The following is a 21,872-nucleotide window of genomic DNA, read 5'->3' on the forward strand; positions in this document are numbered from 1 at the left end:
CGCAATACCTGTCCATTCGATACAGCGAGCGCTTGGCCGAAGCCGGCATTGAGCCATCAGTGGGCTCCAAGGGCGACAGCTACGACAACGCCCTGGCCGAGACCATCAACGGGCTCTACAAAGCTGAGGTGATCCACCGGCGCGGACCGTGGAAGACCAAGCAGGCGGTGGAACTGGCAACGCTGGAATGGGTAGCTTGGTTCAACCACCACCGATTGATGGAGCCGCTGGGCTACATCCCGCCGGCCGAGTTCGAGGCCAACTACCATCGACAACGCGCTGGTCAGGCCGCGACCGTCTGACTTAAACCAACAGGCCTCCGCGATTGCCGGGGCGGTTCATCTTGTAGTCGCTGAACCGTCCTTCGTACGAGAAGCCGGTAGCGATACGGAACCACGAGAACAGGTTGGTCATCCGGTTCTTGCTGAACAGGTCGATATGGTCGCCGCTTTGACCCGGGCCATAGTAGTTCTTCAGGAAGATCACGCCTGTCTTGCCGTTGATCTTGTCGAACGACCCAGGGACATCCTTGCCCGTGAATTTCGTGATCTTGCCTGGGAGGAGGGCAGCGTTCTTCTCAAGCCACCCGGCCAGCTCTTCTGCTCGGATTGGGTACTTCGGCTTGTCCTTCTCCCATGACCGCGCGGCCGGTGAACGATTTCAGACCCACGCCGCTTCGCATCAGTGACGCGGACATGTTGATTGCGCACTGGTTCTCGTACACCTTGGTGTCCAGCAGCGGCGCATCACCCTTGATAGTCGGATGATTGGCCCAAAGCTCAGCAAACGTCGGCATCAAAACTCCCTGACAGCAAACTTGTTATCTGCTCGATTCTGGGCCTGTGATGTCGGCGTGCGGGCGCTACCTGGGGTGACTAACTTCACTTGCTGGCAAGAGGCCGGCGGCCAGGATGTACTGCCTGTGCCACTGCTTCGCTCTTTGTAGGCGTTGCACGTGCTTGCCATACCTGACTGGGTCAGGGGCCGGGTGCATGCGATGGCGCATCTCGTTGCAGCGCAGGCAAGCGGCGACGATGTTGTCGGGGTGATCTTGGCCCCCGTCGCACAAGGCTTGCAGATGCTCAGCAGTGCACCTCAGTTTGGCGGCTCGGTTGAGAGGCAGGCCCAGTTCCTCTGGGCAGTGCAGCCACATGCGGACTTTGCAGTAGTGGCAACGGCCATCTTGGCGAGAGAAGGCTTGGGCGCGAAGGGTTTTGCGGACGTGGTTGTTCGGCATATTTCCAGACATAAGAGGACTCCGTGATGGAAAGTCCCCGATGCCCAGAGATTCCGGAACAGCGGGCGCCGGCTCATGCGATACGCGGCGGGTCGGCCCATGCAGGCTGACGGATCAGGTCTCCCGACCCGATGCAGAACTGATTCTGGTGACCTCGTGTGAAGAACGCAAGGGGGTGAGCCCCCTGGCTCGAAGTCGCACGTTCGCGACGTCTTGAAGTTGTGCCAAAGACTCTGCTATAGTCGCGGTCTTCTCAAGGGATGCAAGTTGCATCACCGAGCCACAAGGGGTTGCATCAAAAGTTGCATCACCGAGGCAAGGCGACAGCAGCAGCGGTAGTAAAAACACCGTGTTTCCCGGGGTAGGCCGATGTAGCTCAGTTGGTAGAGCAGCGCATTCGTAATGCGAAGGTCGGGAGTTCGACTCTCTTCATCGGCACCAAACAAAGTCAAAAGGCTCAGCACCGAAAGGTGTTGGGCCTTTTTGCTTTGGTGACGGAAAACCTGCTGCCTGGGGAAACGAGGCGGCGCATCGGGCCTGAGCCGAGCCACGACAAAATCGTGAAGGAAGTCACCCAGGCCTCATAGCGCCTGCGTCTATCACCCCAAATGATGAAGCGAGTCCGCCACGCTTGTGCGCATGGAGGCCACTCGCGCGGCGACACTACCGCCTCATCGATAAAACGAGCTGCCATCAATGCTGCAGCCGTGCCGGGCTGGGCCGAGCCTCAAGCAAGCGTACCCGGCATGAAGTGCGAGGGGGAACTCATGGAAAAGCAACTCAGGGACACAGCAGCCGATCGCTCTGCATCAGTCGACGGGCCCCAGCGCAAGTCACGCATGCCCATCATCGTGCTCAACGTGATGCTGATCGTGCTGGGTGTGATCGCCGCCAATGTGCAGATGTGGCGGGTGCAGCTGGATGCCAATGCCTCCGCCACCTATTGGGCGGGCGCATGGCTGGTCCTGTGCCTGATCGCCTATGGCGTGGTCCGCGCCATCGCCCGCTGGGCCTACGGGTATACCGCGCTCGCCGCGGCGGTGCTCTTCGTGGTGGGCATCAATGCACAGGCCTGGCAGAGCAGCAGCACCTACTGGATGGAGTCCAGCGTCAAGAAGTCGGCGCCGTTGATGAACGCGCTGATGAATGGGCAGGTCGTGTCGGATGCGCAGATCCGCGCCGCCAAGGTCGGCATCATGGAACCGGTGCTGCTGGCCGAGGCGGGGCAGTCGCGCGCCATGGTGGCCGCCTCGCGAGCCTTCGAGGCGGAAATGGCCGCGTTGAATCTCGATGAGGCCTTCAACTCGGAATCCCTGGGGTCGGAGGCCGGTCGTCGCACCGCCCGCGGCAAGATCAAGGCCAGCCGGGAAGCCCTGCGCGAATATCTGGCCACCGGGCGCGATCTCGTCGCTCGCGGCGAGGGGCAGATGCGTGAGGCCACGCGCAAGGCCGGCCTGCGTTCCGACACCTACATCAATGCCTACCTCGCCAACACGACGAAGCTTCGCAAGTATTTTGATGATCTCGAACGCGTGGCAGGCCAGATGACGGCAGAACGAAATGCCCTGCTGACCTTGCTGGACCAGAACACCCGGCACTTTACCCTGCAGCACAGCAACGAAGCGCATCTCGTCTTCGACGACGATCAGGTGCTGACCGCTTTCCGGGCACGTGCTAACAGGATCGATGAGCTGGGGGCTCAGGCGGTTGCGCTGGACGAAGGGCTTCGGAACGGCGTCAAGCAGACGCAGACCCAGTACAACAAATACGTCGAGACCATCAAATAACGCTGCCCGTGGCGCCCGGAGCTCTTCATGCGCTCCTCATGCCCGAGTGAGACCCCCATGAAAAAAGGCCGCTGATGCGGCCTTTTGTTTGCACCGAAGTGCAGGGGAGCGAAGCGTCTTACTTCTTCGCTTCCCGGTGATAACGCGTCACGCGCTCCACCTCGTTCTTCGACCCCAACACCACCGACACCCGCTCATGCAGCTTGGTCGGCTTCAGGTCCAGGATGCGTTCATGCGCATTGGTGGCCGCGCCGCCGGCCTGCTCCACCAGGAAGGCCATCGGGTTGGCTTCATACATCAGGCGCAGCTTGCCGGCCTTGTTGGGCTCGCGCTTGTCCCACGGGTACATGAAGATGCCGCCACGGGTCAGGATGCGATGCACGTCCGCCACCATGGAGGCGATCCAGCGCATGTTGAAGTTCTTGCCACGCGGGCCTTCTTCACCGGCGAGGCATTCGTCGATGTAGCGCTTCACCGGCTCGTCCCAGTGGCGCAGGTTGGACATGTTGATCGCAAATTCCTTGGTGTCTTCCGGGATGCGCACGTCATCGGCGGTCAGCACCCAGGAACCCTGCTCGCGGTCCAGCGTGAACATGGCCACACCGTCGCCCACGGTCAGCACCAGCGTGGTCTGAGGCCCATACACGCAGTAGCCGGCCGCCACTTGGGCGGTGCCGGGCTGGTGGAAGTCCTCTTCGCTCACGCCTTTGCTGCCCTCGGGCTTCTTCAGCACCGAGAAGATAGTGCCGATGGAGACGTTCACATCGATGTTGCTGGAGCCATCCAGCGGGTCGAACATCAGCAGGTATTCACCCTGCGGGAAACGGTTGGGCACCACATAGATGCCCTCCATCTCTTCCGAGGCCATTGCCGCCAGATGGCCGCCCCATTCGTTGGCTTCGATCAGCACCTCGTTGGCGATGATGTCCAGCTTCTTCTGGACCTCACCCTGCACGTTCTCCGACCCGGCGGTGCCTAGCACATCCCCCAGCGCGCCCTTGTTCACGTTGATGGCAATGCGCTTGCAGGCGCGTGCCACCACCTCGATCAGGAGCCGCAGTTGCGACGGAATGTGGCCATGCAGCCGCTGTTGCTCGACCAGGTACTGGGTCAGGCTGACGCGTGAACTACTCATGAACTTCTCCGGATGGTTGCAAATCTGTAGCCCCCGGGGCGAGCGGGGGAGTGGCAGCCAGCGGCCTCAGCCCTGGACCGCGGACGGATCGCTGCCCGTCACGTCGATCACGACGGCAGGCGGCACGTCGGTGGCCGGGTGGGTGGGCGTAGCGGCAGGGGTGGGGGCCGCAGCACGCACGGGCTCGGACTGCGCGTCCATGGCCAGGGCGCGCTCGATGATCTCGCGCACATCGTTGGACAGGTCGGGCTTGGCGGCCACGCGCGCGATGGCTTCACGCGCGGCACTGCGGTAGGGCAGCGCCAGCGTGGTCCAGCGGTCCATGACACGGGCCAGGCGGCCGGCCACCTGCGGGTTGATCGCGTCCAGCGCCAGCACCTGCTCGGCCCAGAACACGTAGCCCGCCGCATCGCTGCGGTGGAACGCCGCCGGATTGAACAGGCACAGCGAGAAGATCAGGCTGCGGGCCCGGTTCGGGTTCTTCAGCGTGAAGTCCGCGTGCTTGGCCAGTTGCTTGACGCGTGCAAAGGTCTTGCCATCCAGCTCGGTGGCGCGGCCTTGCAGGGCGAACCACTTGTCGATGACCAGGGCCTCGCCCTTGAACTGCGCATGGAAGCGTTCCAGTGCCGGCTCGGCCAGCGCCGCATGCGCCTGCACGAGGGCGGACAGGGCACCCATGCGGTCAGTCATGTTGGTCGCGTCCTTGAAGCGCTGGTAGGCGCGGCCCGGCCACACGCCGTCACCGCTGCGGGTGGCATGCAGCACCAGCATGTTCAGCGCCAGGTTGGCCAACGCACGCTTGCCGCTTTGCACCGGGTCCGGCTGATAACCACCGGTGACCTGATGGGCCTCGAAGGCCCAGGCCCAGTCGGCCTGCAGCGCGGCGGCCAGTTGCTCCTGAGCCTGCGTCACGGCGCGGTGGATGGCTTGCGGGTCCACCACCGTCAGCTGTTCGGCGATGTAGGCCTCGTCCGGCAGCTGCAGGGCCAGGGCCTTGAACGCCGGGTCCAGATCCGTGCTGCGCAGCACGGCGCGCATGGCGTCGAGGTAGGCGTCGTCCAGGTGCAGGGGCTGGCCGGTGCGCACGGCCGTCAGCAGGCGGGCCAGGGCCAGGCGCTGGCTGGCTTCCCAACGATTGAAGGCGTCGCTGTCGTGCTTGAGCAGCACCAGCAGTTCGTCGTCACCCAGGCCGTCGTCCAGCACCACCGGCGCGGAGAAGCCGCGCAGCAGCGAGGGCACCGGCGCCGTGTCCACGTTGATGAAGACGAACTGCTGCTCGGCGCTGTCCAGCACCAGCACGCGGTCGGTGCCCACGGCTTGTGCTTCACCCTGCAGTTGCAGCGGCAGGGCAGCGCCCTCGCGGCTGAGCAGGCCCAGCGCGACAGGGATCACCTGCGGCAGCTTCTCGGTCTGGCCGGGGCTGGGCGGGTTCACCTGTTGCAGGGCAAGGGTGTAGGTGCGTGCCTGGGCGTCGTATTGGCCGCGGACCTGCAGGCGGGGCGTGCCGGCCTGCGAGTACCAACGCTTGAAGGTGTCCAGGCGGGTGGAGAGCGCGGAGCCGGGGTTGGCATCGGCGATGGCCTGGGCGAAGTCGTCACAGGTCACGGCCTGGCCGTCATGGCGCTCGAAGTACAGCGCCATGCCCTTGCCGAAGCCTTCACGGCCCACCAGCGTCTGGTACATGCGCACCACTTCCGAACCCTTCTCGTAGACGGTGGGCGTGTAGAAGTTGTTGATCTCGGCGTAGATGTCCGGGCGGACCGGGTGGGCCATGGCGCCGGCGTCTTCCGGGAACTGCATGGAGCGCAGGGCACGCACGTCCTGGATGCGGCAGACGGCGCGCGCGCTGGGCGTGGCGGCCATATCCATGCTGAATTCCTGGTCCCGGAAGACGGTCAGGCCTTCCTTGAGGGACAGCTGGAACCAGTCACGGCAGGTCACGCGGTTGCCGGTCCAGTTGTGGAAGTACTCGTGGGCGACGATGGATTCGATGCGGTGGAAGTCCGCATCCGTGGCCGTGGCGGGCGAGGCGAGCAGGGCCGATGTGTTGAAGATGTTCAGGCCCTTGTTCTCCATGGCGCCCATGTTGAAGTCGGACACGCCCACCACCATGAAGCGTTCGAGATCCAGCGGCAGGTTGAAGCGGGCTTCATCCCACACCACGGAAGCGATCAGCGAGTTCATCGCGTGTTCGGTCTTCTCCAGGTCGCCACGGCGCACAAACACCTGCAGCAGGTGGTCCTTGCCGGTACGGGTGCGGATGCGCTGCTCGCGCGCCACCAGGTCGGCGGCGACCAGGGCGAACAGGTAGCTGGGCTTGGGGAAGGGGTCATGCCACTTGGCCAGGTGGCGGCCGTTGTCCAGGTCAGCCGTCTCCAGCAAGTTGCCGTTGGACAGCAGCACCGGGAAGCGCTGCTTGTCGGCGCGCATGGTGACCGTGTAGACCGCCATCACATCGGGGCGGTCCAGGAAATAGGTGATGCGGCGGAAGCCTTCGGCCTCGCACTGCGTGAAGAAACCGCCGCCGGAGGTGTACAGGCCGGAGAGCGACGTGTTCTTCTCGGGGCAGCAGGTATTGCGCATCTCCAGCGTGAAGTCCGCATCCGGCACGTTGTCGATGATCAGCTCGTGTCCTTCCTGGCGGAAGGACACGCTTTCGCCGTTGATCAGCACGCGCAGCAGGTTGATGTCTTCACCGTGCAGGCGCAGCGGGCCGAGTGGCACGGCGGCGTTGCGCTCCAGTTGCATCTTGCTGGTCACCAGCGTCTTGGCCGGGTCCAGGTCGAAGGTGAGGTCGACGGTGCGGATCCAGAAGATGGGCGCCACGTAATCTTCGCGGCGGATCAGGGTGACAGTGCCTTCACGCATGGCGGGCATCCTTAAAAAATGGGAGGTGCAATGCACCCCCGCAAAACAACCTTCAACAAAAGCGCTGGGCTGAGGGCGTGGCGCTCCCGTCGAGGGCGGCTCGATCCTGCACCGCGCAGCGCGGGTGCAGGATCGGGTCGCGCATCAGGGAGAGCGGGGCGCGCCACGGGCTCAGACGCCTTGTTTCAGGGAGGCGGTGATAAACAGGTCCAGATCCCCATCCAGCACCTTCTGGGTATTGGAGATTTCGACGTTGGTGCGCAGGTCCTTGATGCGGCTCTGGTCCAGCACATAGCTGCGGATCTGGTGGCCCCAGCCCACGTCGGTCTTGCTGTCCTCGAGCTTTTGCTGTTCGGCCATGCGCTTCTTCATTTCATGGTCGTACAGACGCGAACGCAGGCGGCGCCAGGCCACATCGCGGTTGCTGTGCTGGCTACGGCTGTCCTGGCACTGCACAACGATGTTGGTCGGAATGTGGGTCAGGCGAACGGCGGAGTCGGTCTTGTTGATGTGCTGGCCACCGGCACCGCTGGCGCGGTAGGTGTCCACGCGCACATCGGCCGGGTTGATGTCGATCTCGATCGAGTCATCGATTTCCGGGTAGACGAACAGCGACGCGAAGCTGGTGTGGCGGCCACCGGAGGAATCGAACGGGCTCTTGCGCACCAGGCGGTGCACGCCGGATTCGGTGCGCAGCAGGCCGAAAGCGTATTCGCCTTCCACCTTGATGGTGGCACTCTTGATGCCGGCCACTTCATCGGGCGTTTCTTCTTCCACCTCGGCCTTGAAGCCCTTGCGTTCGCAATACTTCAGATACTGGCGCAGCAGCATGCCGGCCCAGTCGCACGCCTCGGTGCCACCAGCACCCGCCTGGATGTCGATGAAGCAGTTGCTCGGGTCGGCCGGGTTGTTGAACATCCGGCGGAATTCAAGCTCTTCCACACTGCCGGCCAGCTTGGCCGCGTCAGCCTCGATGGTCTGCAGGCCGGTGATGTCGTTGTCTTCCTTGGACATCTCGAAGAGTTCGAGGTTGTCCGCAAGATTGGTGGTCAGGTGGTTGATGGTTTCGACCACCTGCTCCAGGGTGCGCTTTTCCTTGCCCAGTTCCTGAGCGCGCTTGGGCTCGTTCCAGACGTTGGGGTTCTCCAACGCGGCATTGACTTCGTTCAACCGCAGCGATTTGCGGTCGTAGTCAAAGATACCCCCTTAGCGCGTCGGTACGCGCTTGCAGATCGGTCAGGGCGTTGCCGATTGCATTGATTTGTTCGATGTCCATGATTTCTGGATCTACGGGGATGATTCCCCTGACAACTGGCCCATTGCCTGATCGCCCCGGGGCGCTGGCGCACGTCAGGGGCGGGCCGGGGAGGGGAAAACCTCCCGGGCAACGGGTGAAGCTGGGTATTTTCTCATGCGCCCGGCCCTGGGCTGCCTAAGATGCCAACATGGCTGAAACAACCCCTGTCCCCCAACGTGGCGACCCACCGTCGGGCGGCCTGCGCCCGCGCCGCGCCTCGGGCCGGCTGGTGGGGTTGTTGACCCTGTCGCTGCTGCTGGTGTGGGGCGGCGTCACCTTCGGCGTGGCCTGGTTTGCGCGGGACCTGAGCTTTGACTTTTTCGGTTGGCCGTTCAGCTTCTGGGTGGGCGCGCAGGGGGCGCTGCTGGTCTATTGCCTGATCGTGTTTGGCTATGCGAGGGTGATGAACCAGCACGAGGCCGCTTTGTCGAGAGCGCCCCCGGCGCTGCCGCCGTCCGAGTTCTGAGCGCCCGCGCTCAGGCCGCCGTGCCCTGCCGGGCGGCCACCAGTTGGGCCTGCAGGTCGGACACCTGCGTGCGCAACTGACCGTTTTCGTCCTGCAGTGCCTTCACTTGCGCTCGCAGCAACGCCACGCGCGGATCGGAGTCGAGGTCGCCGTCTTCATTGGTGGTCACGCCCAGCACTTCCACCGCCACATCGGCCACGGCGTCGCCAACACCCTTCTTGCCGTTCTTGGCTTCGCGCACCCGTTTGGCTGCCTGGCGCAGTTCCTTCTTGCCGCCCGCTGCCGCCGCCGCCTGTTCATCGGCCGACAGTTCGGCGATGACCGCTGCCGCACTGATGGACACCTCCCCCGCCTTGACCGCCGCCACCAGCGCTGGCGCCGCCGCCTTCTGGATCTTCTCGATCTGGCTCACAGTGGCCGCACTGATGCGCGCCGCCTTGGCAATGGCCTCGCGGCTCTTCAGGGGCGGGGCCGCCGGCACCGCTGCCTCGGTGGGCTGGCCCGCAGCGCTTTCGGCGAGAGTAGCTTCACCGTCCCAAGGCGCGTCGCCCGTGGCGGCCAACTCATGCGCCGGCTTGTCCAGCACGGCCAGGCGCCGCGTCTCCAGAATCTCTTTCTTGCGCAGGGCCAGCACGCCGCGCTGGAAGTCCGACACGCTGCGGCGTCCCAGATGCTGGTCGATCATCCACAGGTGCACGTCTTCCATCGACTTGAACCGCGTGTTCTGCACCGTCTGGAACGGCAGACCATGCTTGGAGCAGATGCTGTAGCGGTTGTGGCCGTCCACCAGCACATCACCCCACAACACCAGCGCGTCGCGGCAACCCTCCGCCAGGATGCTGCGCTCCAGGGAGGCATATTCGTCCTCGGTCAGCGGGTCGATATAGATGCGAAGCTCTTCTTTGACAGTGATGTTCATGAGGAAACCGGAGACAGGATCAGACAAGGGCGCTGGCGGGCGACAACGCGGTGGCAAGACTGCCGCGCCGGACGGTTCAGTCCAGCGGGCGGGCGGCCAGCGCGCGCGCCGGGGAGGGCGCGAGCACCGGATGCCGCCTGGGCGACAGCCGCGCAGGCCGCTGTCGCAACAGAATCAAGGGGCGGCATTCTGCCCAATTTGCGGCGGGCCCTCGGCTAAGCTGCGCCCAACTTGTGACAGGAGACATGAATGGCGGTGGTTGTTGCGCCGGATACCGGCCCCTTGGGCCAAGGCTGGGATTATCCCCACCCTCACCGCCTGGACATGTCGCCTCAGCCCGCCGATATCGACGGCCTGAACCACACCAACAACGCGGTCTATGTGCGGTGGTGCGAACGTGTGGCCTGGTCCCATTCCGAGCACCTGGGCCTGGCGCTGGACGACTACCGGCGCCTGGACCGGGCCATGGCCATCCGGCAAGGGCTGTACGACTACCTGCTCCCGTCCTTTGAAGGTGAAGCTCTGGTGCTGGGCACCTGGCTGACCGCCGGGGATGGCAAGCTGGCCATGGAGCGTCGGTTTCAGCTGCGGCGTGTGGCGGACGGGCAGACGCTCATGCGAGGCCGCTGGGAGCTGGTCTGCATCGAGATCAGCACCTGGCGCCCTCGGCGTATGCCGCCGGAATTTGTCGAGATCTATCAGTCGGCGGTGGTGGGCGCTTGAAGGCCGTATGGCCAAGGGAAACTCGGCGCCGACCCAGCTCAGCTGACGCACCTCCGCCCACAGTGCCGACCCGGCCAAAGGCATTTCAGCCGAGAAACTCCTGCACCGCCCGCGCCAACGCTTCGGGCTGGTCGTGATGCAGCATGTGGCCGGCCTGCTGCAGGGTCACCCGCTGCACCTGGGGCACCACGCTCAACCGGGTCTCGAAATCCTCCCGCGGATAGCGGTTGCCCCACCACCGGGTCATGTCGGTCTCGCTGCCTTCCACCCACAAGGTGGGCGCTTCAATGCGTGACCAGCAAGCCAGGGCCTCCGCCCGCCGGTACAGGACGGGGTTGGTGCGCTTGTGGGCCGGGTCGCCCAGGATGTGCCAACGACCGTCGTCGCCCTGCCTGGACCAATGCGGTGCCAGCCAGGCGGCCTTGTCCGGCGAGATGCGCGGGTTGGTCGTCATCAGGCGCTGTGCCACGCCGTCCACCGAGTCATAGGGTTTGAGCCGCTGGGGTGTCTTCAATTCGTCCAGCCAATCCGCCAGCTTCGCGGGCGCCATTTCCGGGATGGTGTCAGGCAGGCCGAACCCTTCCAGGTTGACCAGCCTGCGCATGCGCTTGGGTCGCACACCGGCATAGGTCATCGCGATATTGCCGCCCATGCTGTGGCCCAGCAGATCCACCGGCGCCTCGGGGCTGAGATGGTCCAGGAGGGCATCCAGGTCGCCCAGATAGTCGGGGAACCAGTAGGCGTCGCCACCGTTGCCGTCGCTCAGCCCGAAACCCCGCCAGTCCAGCGCCACCACGGCGCGGTCCTCGCGGAAGGCATCCACCATGAACTGGAACGAGGCCCCCACATCCATCCAGCCATGCACCATGACCAGCAGCGGGCGCGTGTCACCAGGCGTGGGCGCCGGCCCCCAGTGCAGCAGGTGGTGGCGCAGGCCACGCAGCGTGACGAACTCGCTGCGATGCGGCCGGCGCACAAGATAGGGCTCTGGGGGAGGGGCGGGCAGTGCGGCGGGAGGGGCGGTGTCGGTGCTCATGGCCTCCGACTGTAGGCAAACCCGGTGCGCCTTGCTTTCGCCATGGAGACAATGGGGCCCATGAACGACCTGTCTCCCACCCCTTCTCCAGTCATCCCGCACCCCCTGGCCGAGGGCGAAGATGGTTTGTACATCCTCCGTCCAGCGCGGCCGGCGGACGTACCGGCGCTGGTGGGCCTGATCACTGAACTGGCCGAGTTTGAAAACCTCACTCATCTGCTGTCGCTCACGCCCGAGGCGCTGGCGCCACACCTGTTCGGTGAGAAACCCGTGGCGGAGTCCTGGGTGGCGGAGCACCAATCTGGTGAGGTGGTGGCGTTTGCGCTCACCTTCCTCAACTTCTCCACCTTCCTGGCCAAACCCGGGCTGTATCTGGAAGACCTGTATGTGAAGCCCGCGCACCGAGGCGCAGGCCTGGGCCGCCGGATGCTGACCCTGCTGGCGGGCATCGCCAACGAACGGGGCTACGGGCGTTTCGAATGGTGCGTGCTGGACTGGAACGAAAACGCCATTCGCTTCTACGAGAAGATGGGCGCCACGCTCCTGCCGGACTGGCGCCTGTGCCGTCTCTCCGGGGAATCGCTTCACCGCTACGCGCCTTGAGGGCGCTTCTTCCAGCGGATGTCCTAGGCGCCCTCCAGCGGACGCCCTGAGGGCGCGTCTTCTGGGGGACGCTCTGGGAGCACCTCTGCAGGCCGCGCCCCGCAGCGTACTCAAGTAGACGCCCCGAGCTGGGACACCGATGACGCCGCACCGCCCTCAACCGGTGCAAACGCCTGAAGAGGTGGTTTCGGGCTTAGGGTACGCCGTCCGTTTTGCTACGGGCTTTCCATGAAGACCCGTTGTGCGGTGCTCGCTAGCATCCACGCTCTTGTTTCAGAGGGAGAGGCCCATGACCGCGAGGCACCCGGCCAGTGACAGTTCCGCAGTGGGCGACATCTACCCGCACATGCACGCCAGGTTCCAGTGGCAACTGCCCGAACACATCAGCGTGGCCGAACTGTGTTGTGGCCGCTGGGCACGTGACACGCCGGATGCGCCGGCCATCCTCTCCGAGAGTGACAGTGGCTGCCGCGCGCATTACAGCTATGGCCAACTGCAGCGGGCTGCGCACCGCCTCTCCAATGCCCTGCAACGCTTGGGTGTTGGCGCGGGAGACCGTGTGGCGCTGGTGATGCCCCAGCGCTTCGAGACCGCCGTCGCGCACATCGCCTTGAATCAACTGGGCGCGGTGGCCATGCCGCTGTCCATGCTGTTCGGGCCGGATGCCTTGTCCTACCGGCTGCAGGACAGCGGCGCGTGCCTGGCCATCGTCGAAGCGGGCGCGCTGGAGAACCTGCGAGGCATTCGCACGGCGTGCCCGGCCTTGCGCCAGTTGCTGGTGGTGGGCGAGCCGTCATTGCAGGAGGGTGAGACGGATTGGATGGCCGCGCTGCAGGCTGAAGATGCCCGCTTCCAGCCCCGTGCCAACGCCGCCGATGATCCGGCGATCCTCATCTACACCAGCGGCACCACGGGCGCCCCCAAGGGCGCGCTGATTCCGCAGCGGGCCCTGATCGGCAACCTGACGGGCTTCGTGGCCAGCCAGAACTGGTTCGGTTTCGACCCGCGTGACCCCAAGGCCACCAGCGATGCCGTGTTCTGGAGCCCTGCCGATTGGGCCTGGACCGGTGGGCTGATGGATGCCCTGCTGCCGTCGCTGTACTTCGGCCGGCCGATCCTGGGCTACCAGGGGCGCTTTTCTGCGGAGCGCGCATTCGAGCTGATGCAGCGTTATCGCATCAGCCACACCTTCCTCTTTCCCACGGCGCTGAAGGCGATGATGAAGGCCTGCCCACATCCGCGTGAGCACTATGACCTGCGCCTGCAGGCCATCATGAGTGCCGGCGAAGCGGTGGGGGACGCCGTGTTCCATTGGGTGAAGGACGAACTGGGCCTGACCGTGAATGAGATGTTCGGCCAGACCGAGATCAACTACGTGGTGGGCAATTGCGCGCGCTTGTGGCCGGCGCGGCCCGGCAGCATGGGTCGGGCCTATCCGGGGCACCGTGTGGCGGTGATCGACGATGCGGGCCAGGAGTGCCCGACGGACACGCTGGGCGAGATTGCGGTGCACCGCCGCGATGTCCATGGCGCGTTGGATCCGGTGTTCTTCCTGGGCTACTGGAACAACGAGGACGCGACGCGGGCCAAGTTCACCGGGGATCCGTTGGACAGTTGGTGCCGCACCGGCGACCTGGCGCGCATGGATGCGCAGGGCTACCTCTGGTACGAGGGCCGCTCGGACGACCAGTTCAAGGTGGCCGGTTATCGCGTCGGGCCCGGGGAGATCGAGAACTGCCTGGTGAAGCACCCGGCCGTGGCCAATGCTGCGGTGGTGCCCAAGCCCGATGCCGAGCGCGGCGCCATCGTGAAAGCCTTTGTGGTGCTGGCACCCGGCCATGTGGGGTCGGCCGACCTCGTGGCGACGCTGCAGAACTTCGTGAAGGGGCGACTGGCGCCGTATGAGTACCCGAAGGAAATCGAGTTCCTGGACAGCCTGCCGATGACCACAACGGGCAAGCTGCAGCGGCGGGTGCTGCGGCAACTGGAAGCAGAGCGGTTGGCGGCAAGGGCCCAGGGGTGACCATGCTCGGGCAGTCAGCGCGTCGATGAGAGCGACTTCGCGAGCACGCGGTTCTCGTGCCGTTCCCCGTCCATCTCGAAGAACGTGGTGCCGACATCCGCGTAACCGTGGCGCGCGTAAAAGGCCAGCGCGCGGGCATTGCCAGTCCAGGCTTGCAACCAGAGCGTCGTCGTACCGAGAGAAACGCATTCAGCTTCCACCCGCGCATTGAGCCGAGCGCCAACGCCCTTGCCGGTGAAGGGCTCTTGCACATAGAGCCGGTCGAGTTCTGCCGCCTCGCACGGCTGCGCCAGAGGTGGTGGCCTGCGGAGCGTGTACTGTGCCAAGCCGACGAGATGTCCCTCGCACTCGGCGACGACCAGGCGCACATCTGGCTGTTTGATCAGGGCCAGCATCGCCTCCGAGGCAAAGGCACTGCGAACGTATTGCGCGAACGACGTTCGAATGCCTGGCTTGGCATAAGTGTCCAGCCAGACCTGGGTCGCCAAGACGCCGAGGCACAGCGCGTCGTCGGGTTCCGCAGGCCGAAGAAGGATGGCCACCGTGGGATGGAAGGGCGGCGCGACGGTATGAGCTTCGGCTTTGGACATGATCTATCGTAGCCACGGTTCGCGGCATCACGGGCATGGAGGAAGCCCGAATCCGGGAGCAGATCCAGATTAATTAATATCTATCGCCTTCAACGGCATGGTGGTCAGTTGAGCAACAAGATAACGCCTTGCGCCCCATCCCGAATCAGGGCCACCTCGGCTCGCGGGAGTTGTGCAGAGATTCCCTAGCTAGGAATCAGGTGAAAGCCATGAAGAAGTCGCTTCCTGGAGATATCTATAGCTTCGCCCCGGCGGGCGTGGAGCGGTATTTTCAGTTTCTCGGCACTGACCCGTATCAGCTCAACAGTGAAGTGATCGCCGTTTTCGAAGGCGGCCCGCAAGATGAAAAGGTGGAGGCGGTGGTGGGCCTGCCTGTTTCTTTCTACACGCATGTGAGCTTGCCTCTGGGGATCAAGATGAAGTGCTGGGAGAAGGTGGGGCATGCCCCGCCGCTGCCGCTGTCGGGTGTGCTGTTTCGAGATACCAACGACTGCGGCGACCCCGAGATCAAGGTCTCCAACAACTGGTGGGTGTGGACAGTGGACACGAAGCCCAAAGAGATCGGGGCCTTGGTCGGTACATATCGTTCGGCCTATGTGGGCCTGGTAAGGCCGCCGACGGACGTGGTGGCGCGGCTCAAGACGGGGGCCTATCAGCACTTCTATCCCGAGCCAGCCGGCGACGGCCCCTGCAACGTCTAGCGTAGCTTTATGGGCTTTGCTCTGATTGCCATCCAATAGCTGCAGGGCTGTTGCACGCAAGCAGCCTACTTAGCCGTACGGTAATCCCTGCCGCGTTCTCTCAATCGCCACCGCCGAAGGCACGCGATCATCGCGAGCAGCGAGCCCAGCCACGGCGGGCGGCCAGTGCCATGCACAAGTCTGGCAGGCCTTTCAGTGTCAGCCCACCGATGGCAATACCCGGAAGTCCGATTTGCCGGGGCTTCATGACTGTAATCGCAGGTGCATCGTCCGGTCGGACGCGCCAGGTGAGCCCACCGCGGCGTGTTTGTGTCTTTCACCATGAGGCGAGTCGCCCTTCGCCCAGCGATGTAGCACTCGGTTGCATCGTGGGAGTGAACCGGGATTCGACCAAAAAGTTCCCAACAGCTTAAAAAAGCCGGCTTCCGCTTCGATCTTGCGGCGGATTCATCGCGCCGAGTGTGCAGTATTTCCAGCTATTCAAAATCGGCATAGCTGTTAGCGCCGAGCCATGCCTTGTCGGCACTCCGGGTGGCTGCGAAGAATCGCACCCATTAGAAGTTAACCGACCAGCAACAGCGTGCGTCGGCGTGTGAGGAGACAGACCAACGGCAGCGGATCGAGTTCCGCCCGCCGCAGGGGCCATGGTGGCTGAACGCAGCACCAGGGGCCGTTGCGCCGGTGCGGGGTGTTGAACCGGCGCCGGCTCCTCTTGCGTCGGTGTTGCGCTGGGTCACGCGGAGATCCTCACTCATGTCCGAAGCTCACCTCGACACCGGGGTCGCCCCGGTGGCCGCACCACCCGCGAATCGCAAGCCTTTCTACCGCGCGCTCTACTTCCAGGTGATCGTCGCCGTGGTGGCCGGGGTGCTGGTGGGCCACTTCTGGCCCTCGGTGGCCGTGCAGCTCAAACCGCTGGGCGATGGCTTCATTCACCTGATCAAGATGGTGATCGGCCCGGTGATCTTCTGTACCGTCGTGGCCGGCATCGCGGGCCTGGGGGACATCCGCAAGGTCGGTCGCGTCGGCGGCAAGGCCCTGCTGTACTTCGAGGTGGTGTCCACCGTCGCCCTGGTGATCGGCCTGCTCGCCGGACATCTGTTCAAGCCGGGCGCGGGCTTTGACCTCGACCCCAGCAAGCTGGATTCGAAAGCGCTGGCCGGCTTCACCACGCAAGCCCACAACCAAAGCGTCCCCGACTTCCTGCTGCACATCATCCCCAACACCTTCGTGGATGCCTTCGCCTCCGGAAACGTGCTGCAGATCCTGCTGGTGTCCATCCTGTTCGGCGTCGGGCTCTCCGCCATGGGCGAGAAGGGCCGCCCGGTCTATGACCTGATCGACCGCATCTCCCACGTCTTCTTCAACATCGTGGGCATCATCATGAAGGTGGCCCAGTTGGGGGCCTTTGGCGCCATCGCGTTCACCATCGGCCAATACGGCGTGGGCTCGCTCGGCCCGCTGGTGAAACTGATCCTCTCCTTCTACGTCACGCTGGCCTTCTTCACGCTGGTGGTGCTGGGCCTGATCTCACGCTACCTGGGTTTCTCCATCCTGCGCTTCATGTCCTACATCAAGGACGAGCTGCTGATCGTGCTGGGTACCAGCTCTTCCGAGGCCGCGCTGCCGCAGATGCTGCAGAAGCTCGAGGCCATGGGCTGCTCGCGCCCGGTGGTGGGCCTGGTGGTGCCGGCCGGCTACTCCTTCAATCTGGATGGCACCAACGTCTACCTCACCATGGCCGTGCTCTTCATTGCCCAGGCCTTCAACGTCGAGCTGAGCTTCATGCAGGAGATGACGCTCATCGTCGTGGCGATGCTGAGCTCCAAGGGGGCCAGTGGCGTGGCCGGGGCCGCCTTCGTCATGCTGGCGTCGACCCTGCTGGTGATCCCGGTGGTGCCGGTCTCGGGCATGGTGCTGATCCTCGGTATCCATCGCTTCATGGGCACGGGCCTCGCACTGGTCAACACGATCGGCAATGGCGTGGCCACCGTGGCCATCGCCGCCTGGGAGCGCGAGCTGGACCGCGACCGCCTGAAGCAGGCCCTGGCAGGACGCTGAAGGTCCATCCCATCTGGCGCCGAACCTCCCGACCTCACGAGGCGGCGCCAGCGAATTTCCATCGCTGGCCGCGGGCGAAAAAAAACCCACACCACCGCGGCGATCCGTCAGGACGAGAGGGCCTGACGTCCTCATAACATTGAACGGAGATACCCCATGACCGCGTCCACCACCACGTCCACCACCAAGAACACCCACCGGCGGCTTGCCGCCTTCACCAGCATCGGCCTGGCCAGCGCCATGGCCCTGTCTCCCGCGCTTGCGCAGACGGAGGTTTCCGGCGGCAGTTCCTCGGTACAGCTCTACGGCTTGATCGGCATCTATGCGGACTCGCTTCAGCGCAGCGACATGACGTCCTCGCTGAAGCAGGTGGGCAGCGGTGGCCTGACCACGTCCTACTGGGGTATCCGTGGCAAGGATGATCTGGGTGACGGCACCTCCGCCGTGTTTGCGCTGGAGAGCTTCTTCCAGCCGGACAACGGCGGCCTGGGCCGCAGCACCAAGGATGGTGGCTGGGCACGCAATGCCTATGTGGGCCTGAGCAACACCCGCCTGGGCGCGGTGACCCTGGGGCGCCAGACCAACCCCACCTACACCGCCATGCAGCTGGTGAACCCCTATGGCTCCTCGGTGGTGTTCTCGCCCCTGGTGCTGCAGACCTTCGTGGCCACCTATGGCGGCGCCATCGTCGGCGACACGGTGTGGGACAACACCATCAAGTACCAATCGCCCAAGGTGGCAGGCGTCAGCGGCTCGCTGATCTACGGCGTGGGCGAAGTGGCCGGGCAGGGCGGCATCAACAACCTGGGCGCTCATCTGGTCTATGACAAGGACGGTTTCACGGCCGTGCTGTCGATGCAGCGCAACCGTACCGCCATCGTGGCCCCGGCGACCGAACAGTACGCCTACCTGGGTGGCGTGGCGTATGACGCTTCATGGGCCAAGTTCTATGGCGCCGTGGCACGTGTGCACAACGAGGGCACCGACCTCACGGCACGCACCTGGTCCCTGGGTACCTCGGTGCCGGTGACGCTCCAGGGCGCCATCCTCTTCGACTGGGCCCAAACCAAGAGCGACACCGCCGGCCTCGCCAAGACCACGCGGGACACCGCCACGGCGGGCTACGACTACACGCTCTCCAAGCGCACCAACATCTACGCGATCTACTCCTGGGACAAGTTGACCGGGCACGACGGCGGCAACACCTACGGCGTGGGCATTCGCCACACGTTCTAAGCCCGCGCGCTTCAGCATCGTGCACGCCACCCGCGTGCACGTTCCGCTTACCAGTTCCCCCACCGGGGAAGGCATAGACCCACCATGTCACTGCTCAACAACCTGTCGATTCGCAAGCGCCTGGCCCTGGTGCTGGGTGTGATCCTGCTGCTGTGCCTGGCCAGCAGCCTGTTCGCCGTCTCCCAGATCCGCACGCTCAGCGAGCATGTGGAACTGATGATGAACGACCACCTCCGTGCCGAGCGCCTGGCGTCGGACTGGTACATGCACACCTTCGGCGGTGTGCAGCGCACCACCGCCATTGCCAAGAGTGCGGACCAGACGCTGGGTGACTATCTCGCGCCCATCAGCGCCGAGGGCATCAAGCGGACCAACGAGCTGCAGAAGGAGCTCGAGACCATGATCGACACGCCCGAGGAGAAACGCCTCTTTGCGGCCGTGGGCGAGCAGCGCAAGGCCTATCTGGCGGCGCGCGATGATGTCTACCGCCTGAAGAAGGAAGGGAACGCCGAGGCGGCGCTCAAGGTCTTTCAGGAGAAGCTGGAGCCGGGGTCGAAGGTCTACCTCGGCACGGTGCAGGCGCTGGCGCAGGAGCAGCGCGCCCAGCTCAACCAGAGTGCCCAGCAGGTGCAGGCGCTGCGCCGCCACACCAACACCCTGCTGCTGACCAGCGCCGCGTGCGCGCTGGTGCTGGGGCTGTTCCTGGCCGTGATCCTGGGGCGGAGCATCATTCACCCGCTGGTGGAAGCCGAGCGCATGGCGCGCGCCATTGCCGACATGGACCTGCGCGGCAAGGCCCGTGCGCACTACGCGGCTGACGAGACGGGCCGGCTGCTGCGGGCGCTGGATGCCATGCGGCTGGCGCTGCAGAACGCGCTGGGCCAGGTGCGTGGGGTGGCCGACGGCATTTCCACCGCCAGCACCCAGATCGCCACCGGCAATTCGGACCTCTCCGCACGTACCGAGCAGACGGCCTCCAACCTGGAGGAAACGGCCGGCGCTATGGAAGAGCTCACAGGCACGGTGGGTCAGACGGCCGATGCCGCACGCAGCGCCAGCCAGCTGGCCAGTGCAGCGTCGGATGCTGCAGCGGGCGGCGGGTCCGTCGTGGGCCAGGTGGTCTCCACCATGGATGAGATCAATGCGAGCTCCAAGAAGATCGGCGACATCATTGGGGTGATCGACGGCATCGCCTTCCAGACCAATATCCTCGCGCTCAATGCAGCCGTTGAGGCCGCGCGGGCCGGCGAGCAGGGCCGGGGCTTTGCGGTGGTGGCCGGTGAGGTCCGTACGCTGGCCCAACGCAGCGCCGAAGCGGCGCGGGAAATCAAGGTGCTGATCAATGCGTCGCTGGACAGGGTCGAGGCGGGCGCCCACCTGGTGCGGCAGGCTGGCGAGTCCATGCACAACATCGTGAGCGGCGTTCAGCGTGTGACCGATATCGTGGGCGAGATCGCGGTGGCTGCCAACGAGCAGAACCTGGGCATCGTCCAGATCAATGTCGCCGTGGGTCAGTTGGACCAGATGACCCAGCAGAACGCCGCGTTGGTTGAGCAATCGTCCGCTGCTGCCGAGAGCCTGCGCGACCAGGCGCAGAAGCTGGCGGATGTGGTGGGCGAATTCCGCCTGAACTGAAGCAAGGAAGGAAACGCATCATGAAGAAACTGTTGGTCCTTGTGCTGCCCCTGCTGGTGAGCAGCCTCGCGTTCGCGCAGGAAAAATCAGGGCAGGACTTCGCGTTCAAGCTCTACGACACCCACGCCCACTTCTACTCCGACGACCTCGCGCGCTACCCGCTGCACGCTGAGAAGGCCTATATGGGGCCGGAGAAGATGAAGGAGATCGTCCTGAGCCGGCCGAGCACCAGCGCCCGTGTCTTCGAGATCTGGGACCGCAATGGCGTGGAATCCGGCGTCGGCGTGCAGTACAGCGCTGCTTATGAAAGCGACAACGCCTACCTGCTGGACGTGGCGGCGCAGCATGCGGCCCGTGTGCACCCGGTGGTGATTCTGTCGTTGGCGGACAAGGGCGCGCCGCAGACGCTGGACAGCATGGCGAAGACGCAGGGCGTGGTCGGCATCCGCATGCCCATCACCCGGGACGATGGTGGGCGCTTCCCCTGGCTGGACAGCGCTCTGGCGCAGCAGATCTGGGATGTTGCGGAACGGCGGCAACTGGCGGTGGTGCTGTTCCCGCCGCTACGGGGGGAGCAGTCCCGAGCCACGGCCGATGCGCTGGCGGCACGTGTTCCGGACCTCGCCAAGCAGTACCCGCATGTGCGCATCGTGCTGGACCATATGGGATGGCCTGAAGCGAAGGGTGCGCCGGACTTTGGTTTCAGCGCGGTCTATCAGGCGCTGGCGCTGCCCAATGTCTATTTCAAGGTGACCAGCGTCAACTTCCTGACGGCCAAGGGCAAGGGCGTGGACCCGACCGGTTTCCTGCGGCACGCCGTGGACCTGTACGGCGCCAGGAAGATCATGTGGGGTTCGGACCAGGGCAATACGCTGGTGCCGTATGAAGACATGGTGAGCATGGCGAAGGCTTCGGCCGCGCTTCTGACCCCGGATGAAGCCAGGCAGGTGTTTCGCGAAACGGGGATGCAGGTGTTTTCGGGAAGGAAGTGAGGGTGGCGGCCCTGGAACCCCAGCAACTGGCCGACACAACGGCCTCGATTCAACCGGGCGAGCAGGTGCACCTGGGCCCATGACCGGGTGCGAACGCAGATGGGTGAGCTGAGGCAGGCCTGGTTCAGTCGATGAATCAGTAGGTGATGGTGACCGTCACGGTGTCGGTGTAGCTGCCAGGCACCACGTTCGCCAGCATGGGAACGCGGCCGTACACGGTGAGGGTCTGGGCGCTGCCGCTGCCGGTGCCGCTCTTGCTGCTGGAGCTGGCGGTGCCGTCGCCCCAGACAGTGGTGCGGCCGGAATCCAGGTAGAGCTGATAGCCCAGCGTGTTGGCGCCGCTCTTCATGGTGCGGGCGGTGAAGTTGGAAGCACCACCGGCGTTGAGGCCGGCGTTCAGGGCCACGGCGTAGGGCGTGGTGTTGGAGCAGGTCACCGTGAGGGTGGAGGTGGCATCCAGCGGCACCGAGGTGTTCAGCGGGTCCACCGTGTTGCCGAAGTTCAGGGCGGCGCCGGACACGTTGCACGAGGTGATGACGGTGGCGGTGACCTGAAAGGTCGTG

21 protein-coding genes and 1 tRNA gene are annotated in these 21,872 nt (G+C 64.7%); 12 read left to right on the forward strand and 10 right to left on the reverse strand.

Features of this window, described 5'->3' with window-relative positions:
- Nucleotides 1-302: integrase core domain-containing protein (locus tag BMY53_RS24825; protein ID WP_143074236.1), on the forward strand; the 302-nt coding region annotated here is incomplete at its 5' end.
- 1 nt (nucleotide 303) lies between these two features.
- On the opposite strand, the gene BMY53_RS26600 is transcribed toward BMY53_RS24825, so the two are convergent.
- The 3 genes from BMY53_RS26600 to BMY53_RS26845 all read right to left on the reverse strand — a co-directional run bounded on the left by BMY53_RS26600 (nucleotide 304) and on the right by BMY53_RS26845 (nucleotide 1,249).
- Nucleotides 304-609, reverse strand: coding sequence for a T6SS effector amidase Tae4 family protein (locus BMY53_RS26600; RefSeq protein WP_310732130.1), 306 nt, complete (start codon nucleotides 607-609; stop codon nucleotides 304-306).
- Nucleotides 578-796 carry a type VI secretion system amidase effector protein Tae4 gene (locus tag BMY53_RS26605; protein WP_255370373.1) on the reverse strand — a complete coding sequence of 73 codons (219 nt, stop codon included), beginning with the start codon at nucleotides 794-796 and terminating at the stop codon, nucleotides 578-580. Before BMY53_RS26605 ends, BMY53_RS26600 begins: the two co-directional genes overlap by 32 nt.
- A 66-nt stretch (nucleotides 797-862) precedes the next feature.
- A complete protein-coding gene (locus BMY53_RS26845) occupies nucleotides 863-1,249 on the reverse strand; it encodes an HNH endonuclease (protein ID WP_143074237.1) in 387 nt (128 codons plus the stop codon).
- A gap of 353 nt (nucleotides 1,250-1,602) precedes the next feature.
- Here BMY53_RS26845 and BMY53_RS24840 point away from each other — a divergent pair.
- Together BMY53_RS24840 and BMY53_RS24845 are read left to right on the forward strand one after the other, a co-directional pair.
- Nucleotides 1,603-1,678 (forward strand) — tRNA-Thr (locus BMY53_RS24840).
- 398 nt (nucleotides 1,679-2,076) lie between these two features.
- Complete coding sequence (locus BMY53_RS24845) at nucleotides 2,077-3,024, forward strand: hypothetical protein (protein WP_092949811.1); 948 nt, start codon at nucleotides 2,077-2,079, stop codon at nucleotides 3,022-3,024.
- Between the two features lie 118 nt (nucleotides 3,025-3,142).
- On the opposite strand, the gene BMY53_RS24850 is transcribed toward BMY53_RS24845, so the two are convergent.
- The 3 genes from BMY53_RS24850 to prfB all read right to left on the reverse strand — a co-directional run bounded on the left by BMY53_RS24850 (nucleotide 3,143) and on the right by prfB (nucleotide 8,303).
- Nucleotides 3,143-4,159 (reverse strand): class 1 fructose-bisphosphatase, encoded by a 1,017-nt coding sequence (locus tag BMY53_RS24850; protein ID WP_092949813.1) that lies wholly within the window; start codon nucleotides 4,157-4,159, stop codon nucleotides 3,143-3,145.
- A gap of 66 nt (nucleotides 4,160-4,225) precedes the next feature.
- Nucleotides 4,226-7,027 (reverse strand): aminopeptidase N, encoded by a 2,802-nt coding sequence (gene pepN, locus BMY53_RS24855; RefSeq protein ID WP_092949836.1) that lies wholly within the window; start codon nucleotides 7,025-7,027, stop codon nucleotides 4,226-4,228.
- A 171-nt stretch (nucleotides 7,028-7,198) separates the two neighbouring features.
- A protein-coding gene (gene prfB / locus BMY53_RS24860; RefSeq protein WP_143074238.1) for a peptide chain release factor 2 occupies nucleotides 7,199-8,303 on the reverse strand; the annotation gives its coding sequence in 2 pieces (ribosomal slippage) (nucleotides 7,199-8,221 and nucleotides 8,223-8,303; 1,104 coding nt in all).
- A gap of 169 nt (nucleotides 8,304-8,472) precedes the next feature.
- Between prfB and BMY53_RS24865 the strand changes: the two genes are divergently transcribed.
- Nucleotides 8,473-8,790: a DUF4212 domain-containing protein gene (locus BMY53_RS24865; protein WP_092949815.1), complete on the forward strand. Its 318-nt coding sequence runs from the start codon at nucleotides 8,473-8,475 to the stop codon at nucleotides 8,788-8,790.
- Nucleotides 8,791-8,800: 10 nt separating this feature from the next.
- Here BMY53_RS24865 and BMY53_RS24870 read toward each other — a convergent pair whose 3' ends face one another.
- Complete coding sequence (locus tag BMY53_RS24870) at nucleotides 8,801-9,709, reverse strand: ParB N-terminal domain-containing protein (protein WP_092949816.1); 909 nt, start codon at nucleotides 9,707-9,709, stop codon at nucleotides 8,801-8,803.
- A gap of 249 nt (nucleotides 9,710-9,958) precedes the next feature.
- Here BMY53_RS24870 and BMY53_RS24875 point away from each other — a divergent pair, with 249 nt between their 5' ends.
- A complete protein-coding gene (locus tag BMY53_RS24875; RefSeq protein WP_092949818.1) occupies nucleotides 9,959-10,432 on the forward strand; it encodes an acyl-CoA thioesterase in 474 nt (157 codons plus the stop codon).
- An 85-nt stretch (nucleotides 10,433-10,517) separates the two neighbouring features.
- On the opposite strand, the gene BMY53_RS24880 is transcribed toward BMY53_RS24875, so the two are convergent.
- Nucleotides 10,518-11,468 carry an alpha/beta fold hydrolase gene (locus BMY53_RS24880; RefSeq protein ID WP_092949820.1) on the reverse strand — a complete coding sequence of 317 codons (951 nt, stop codon included), beginning with the start codon at nucleotides 11,466-11,468 and terminating at the stop codon, nucleotides 10,518-10,520.
- A 60-nt stretch (nucleotides 11,469-11,528) separates the two neighbouring features.
- Here BMY53_RS24880 and BMY53_RS24885 point away from each other — a divergent pair, with 60 nt between their 5' ends.
- Nucleotides 11,529-12,071, forward strand: coding sequence for a GNAT family N-acetyltransferase (locus BMY53_RS24885; RefSeq protein WP_092949822.1), 543 nt, complete (start codon nucleotides 11,529-11,531; stop codon nucleotides 12,069-12,071).
- A gap of 289 nt (nucleotides 12,072-12,360) precedes the next feature.
- A complete protein-coding gene (locus BMY53_RS24890) occupies nucleotides 12,361-14,094 on the forward strand; it encodes an acetate--CoA ligase (protein ID WP_255370374.1) in 1,734 nt (577 codons plus the stop codon).
- Between the two features lie 14 nt (nucleotides 14,095-14,108).
- Here BMY53_RS24890 and BMY53_RS24895 read toward each other — a convergent pair whose 3' ends face one another.
- On the reverse strand, nucleotides 14,109-14,684 hold the full coding sequence (locus BMY53_RS24895; protein ID WP_092949824.1) for a GNAT family N-acetyltransferase: 576 nt from the start codon (nucleotides 14,682-14,684) through the stop codon (nucleotides 14,109-14,111).
- 209 nt (nucleotides 14,685-14,893) lie between these two features.
- On the opposite strand from BMY53_RS24895, the gene BMY53_RS24900 reads away from it, so the two are divergent.
- The 5 genes from BMY53_RS24900 to BMY53_RS24920 all read left to right on the forward strand — a co-directional run bounded on the left by BMY53_RS24900 (nucleotide 14,894) and on the right by BMY53_RS24920 (nucleotide 21,309).
- Nucleotides 14,894-15,385, forward strand: a complete 492-nt coding sequence (locus BMY53_RS24900; protein WP_092949826.1) for a hypothetical protein — start codon at nucleotides 14,894-14,896, stop codon at nucleotides 15,383-15,385.
- A gap of 753 nt (nucleotides 15,386-16,138) precedes the next feature.
- Nucleotides 16,139-17,446, forward strand: coding sequence for a dicarboxylate/amino acid:cation symporter (locus BMY53_RS24905; protein ID WP_092949828.1), 1,308 nt, complete (start codon nucleotides 16,139-16,141; stop codon nucleotides 17,444-17,446).
- Nucleotides 17,447-17,602: 156 nt separating this feature from the next.
- Nucleotides 17,603-18,682 carry a porin gene (locus BMY53_RS24910; RefSeq protein WP_092949830.1) on the forward strand — a complete coding sequence of 360 codons (1,080 nt, stop codon included), beginning with the start codon at nucleotides 17,603-17,605 and terminating at the stop codon, nucleotides 18,680-18,682.
- Nucleotides 18,683-18,766: 84 nt separating this feature from the next.
- Nucleotides 18,767-20,317, forward strand: a complete 1,551-nt coding sequence (locus BMY53_RS24915; RefSeq protein WP_092949832.1) for a methyl-accepting chemotaxis protein — start codon at nucleotides 18,767-18,769, stop codon at nucleotides 20,315-20,317.
- A gap of 20 nt (nucleotides 20,318-20,337) precedes the next feature.
- The gene (locus tag BMY53_RS24920) at nucleotides 20,338-21,309 is read left to right on the forward strand and encodes an amidohydrolase family protein (protein ID WP_092949834.1); all 972 of its coding nucleotides are present in this window, start codon (nucleotides 20,338-20,340) and stop codon (nucleotides 21,307-21,309) included.
- A 136-nt stretch (nucleotides 21,310-21,445) separates the two neighbouring features.
- Here BMY53_RS24920 and BMY53_RS24925 read toward each other — a convergent pair.
- Nucleotides 21,446-21,872: Csu type fimbrial protein (locus BMY53_RS24925; RefSeq protein WP_143074239.1), on the reverse strand; the 427-nt coding region annotated here is incomplete at its 5' end.

It is taken from the genome of Roseateles sp. YR242, assembly GCF_900109745.1.
In the GTDB taxonomy this organism is placed as follows: Bacteria; Pseudomonadota; Gammaproteobacteria; order Burkholderiales; family Burkholderiaceae_C; genus Roseateles.

Bases quoted from the DNA above. Each gene is read 5' to 3' on its own strand.
- BMY53_RS24845 (WP_092949811.1), top strand. From the start codon at position 2,077: ATGCCCATCATCGTGCTCAACGTGATGCTGATCGTGCTGGGTGTGATC.
- BMY53_RS24865 (WP_092949815.1), top strand. From the start codon at position 8,473: ATGGCTGAAACAACCCCTGTCCCCCAACGTGGCGACCCACCGTCGGGC.
- BMY53_RS24920 (WP_092949834.1), top strand. From the start codon at position 20,338: ATGAAGAAACTGTTGGTCCTTGTGCTGCCCCTGCTGGTGAGCAGCCTC.
- BMY53_RS24875 (WP_092949818.1), top strand. From the start codon at position 9,959: ATGGCGGTGGTTGTTGCGCCGGATACCGGCCCCTTGGGCCAAGGCTGG.
- BMY53_RS24870 (WP_092949816.1), bottom strand. From the start codon at position 9,709: ATGAACATCACTGTCAAAGAAGAGCTTCGCATCTATATCGACCCGCTG.
- BMY53_RS24890 (WP_255370374.1), top strand. From the start codon at position 12,361: ATGACCGCGAGGCACCCGGCCAGTGACAGTTCCGCAGTGGGCGACATC.
- BMY53_RS24850 (WP_092949813.1), bottom strand. From the start codon at position 4,159: ATGAGTAGTTCACGCGTCAGCCTGACCCAGTACCTGGTCGAGCAACAG.
- pepN (WP_092949836.1), bottom strand. From the start codon at position 7,027: ATGCGTGAAGGCACTGTCACCCTGATCCGCCGCGAAGATTACGTGGCG.
- BMY53_RS24900 (WP_092949826.1), top strand. From the start codon at position 14,894: ATGAAGAAGTCGCTTCCTGGAGATATCTATAGCTTCGCCCCGGCGGGC.
- BMY53_RS24905 (WP_092949828.1), top strand. From the start codon at position 16,139: ATGTCCGAAGCTCACCTCGACACCGGGGTCGCCCCGGTGGCCGCACCA.
- BMY53_RS24880 (WP_092949820.1), bottom strand. From the start codon at position 11,468: ATGAGCACCGACACCGCCCCTCCCGCCGCACTGCCCGCCCCTCCCCCA.
- BMY53_RS26845 (WP_143074237.1), bottom strand. From the start codon at position 1,249: ATGTCTGGAAATATGCCGAACAACCACGTCCGCAAAACCCTTCGCGCC.
- BMY53_RS24895 (WP_092949824.1), bottom strand. From the start codon at position 14,684: ATGTCCAAAGCCGAAGCTCATACCGTCGCGCCGCCCTTCCATCCCACG.
- BMY53_RS26605 (WP_255370373.1), bottom strand. From the start codon at position 796: ATGCCGACGTTTGCTGAGCTTTGGGCCAATCATCCGACTATCAAGGGT.
- BMY53_RS24885 (WP_092949822.1), top strand. From the start codon at position 11,529: ATGAACGACCTGTCTCCCACCCCTTCTCCAGTCATCCCGCACCCCCTG.
- BMY53_RS24915 (WP_092949832.1), top strand. From the start codon at position 18,767: ATGTCACTGCTCAACAACCTGTCGATTCGCAAGCGCCTGGCCCTGGTG.
- BMY53_RS24910 (WP_092949830.1), top strand. From the start codon at position 17,603: ATGACCGCGTCCACCACCACGTCCACCACCAAGAACACCCACCGGCGG.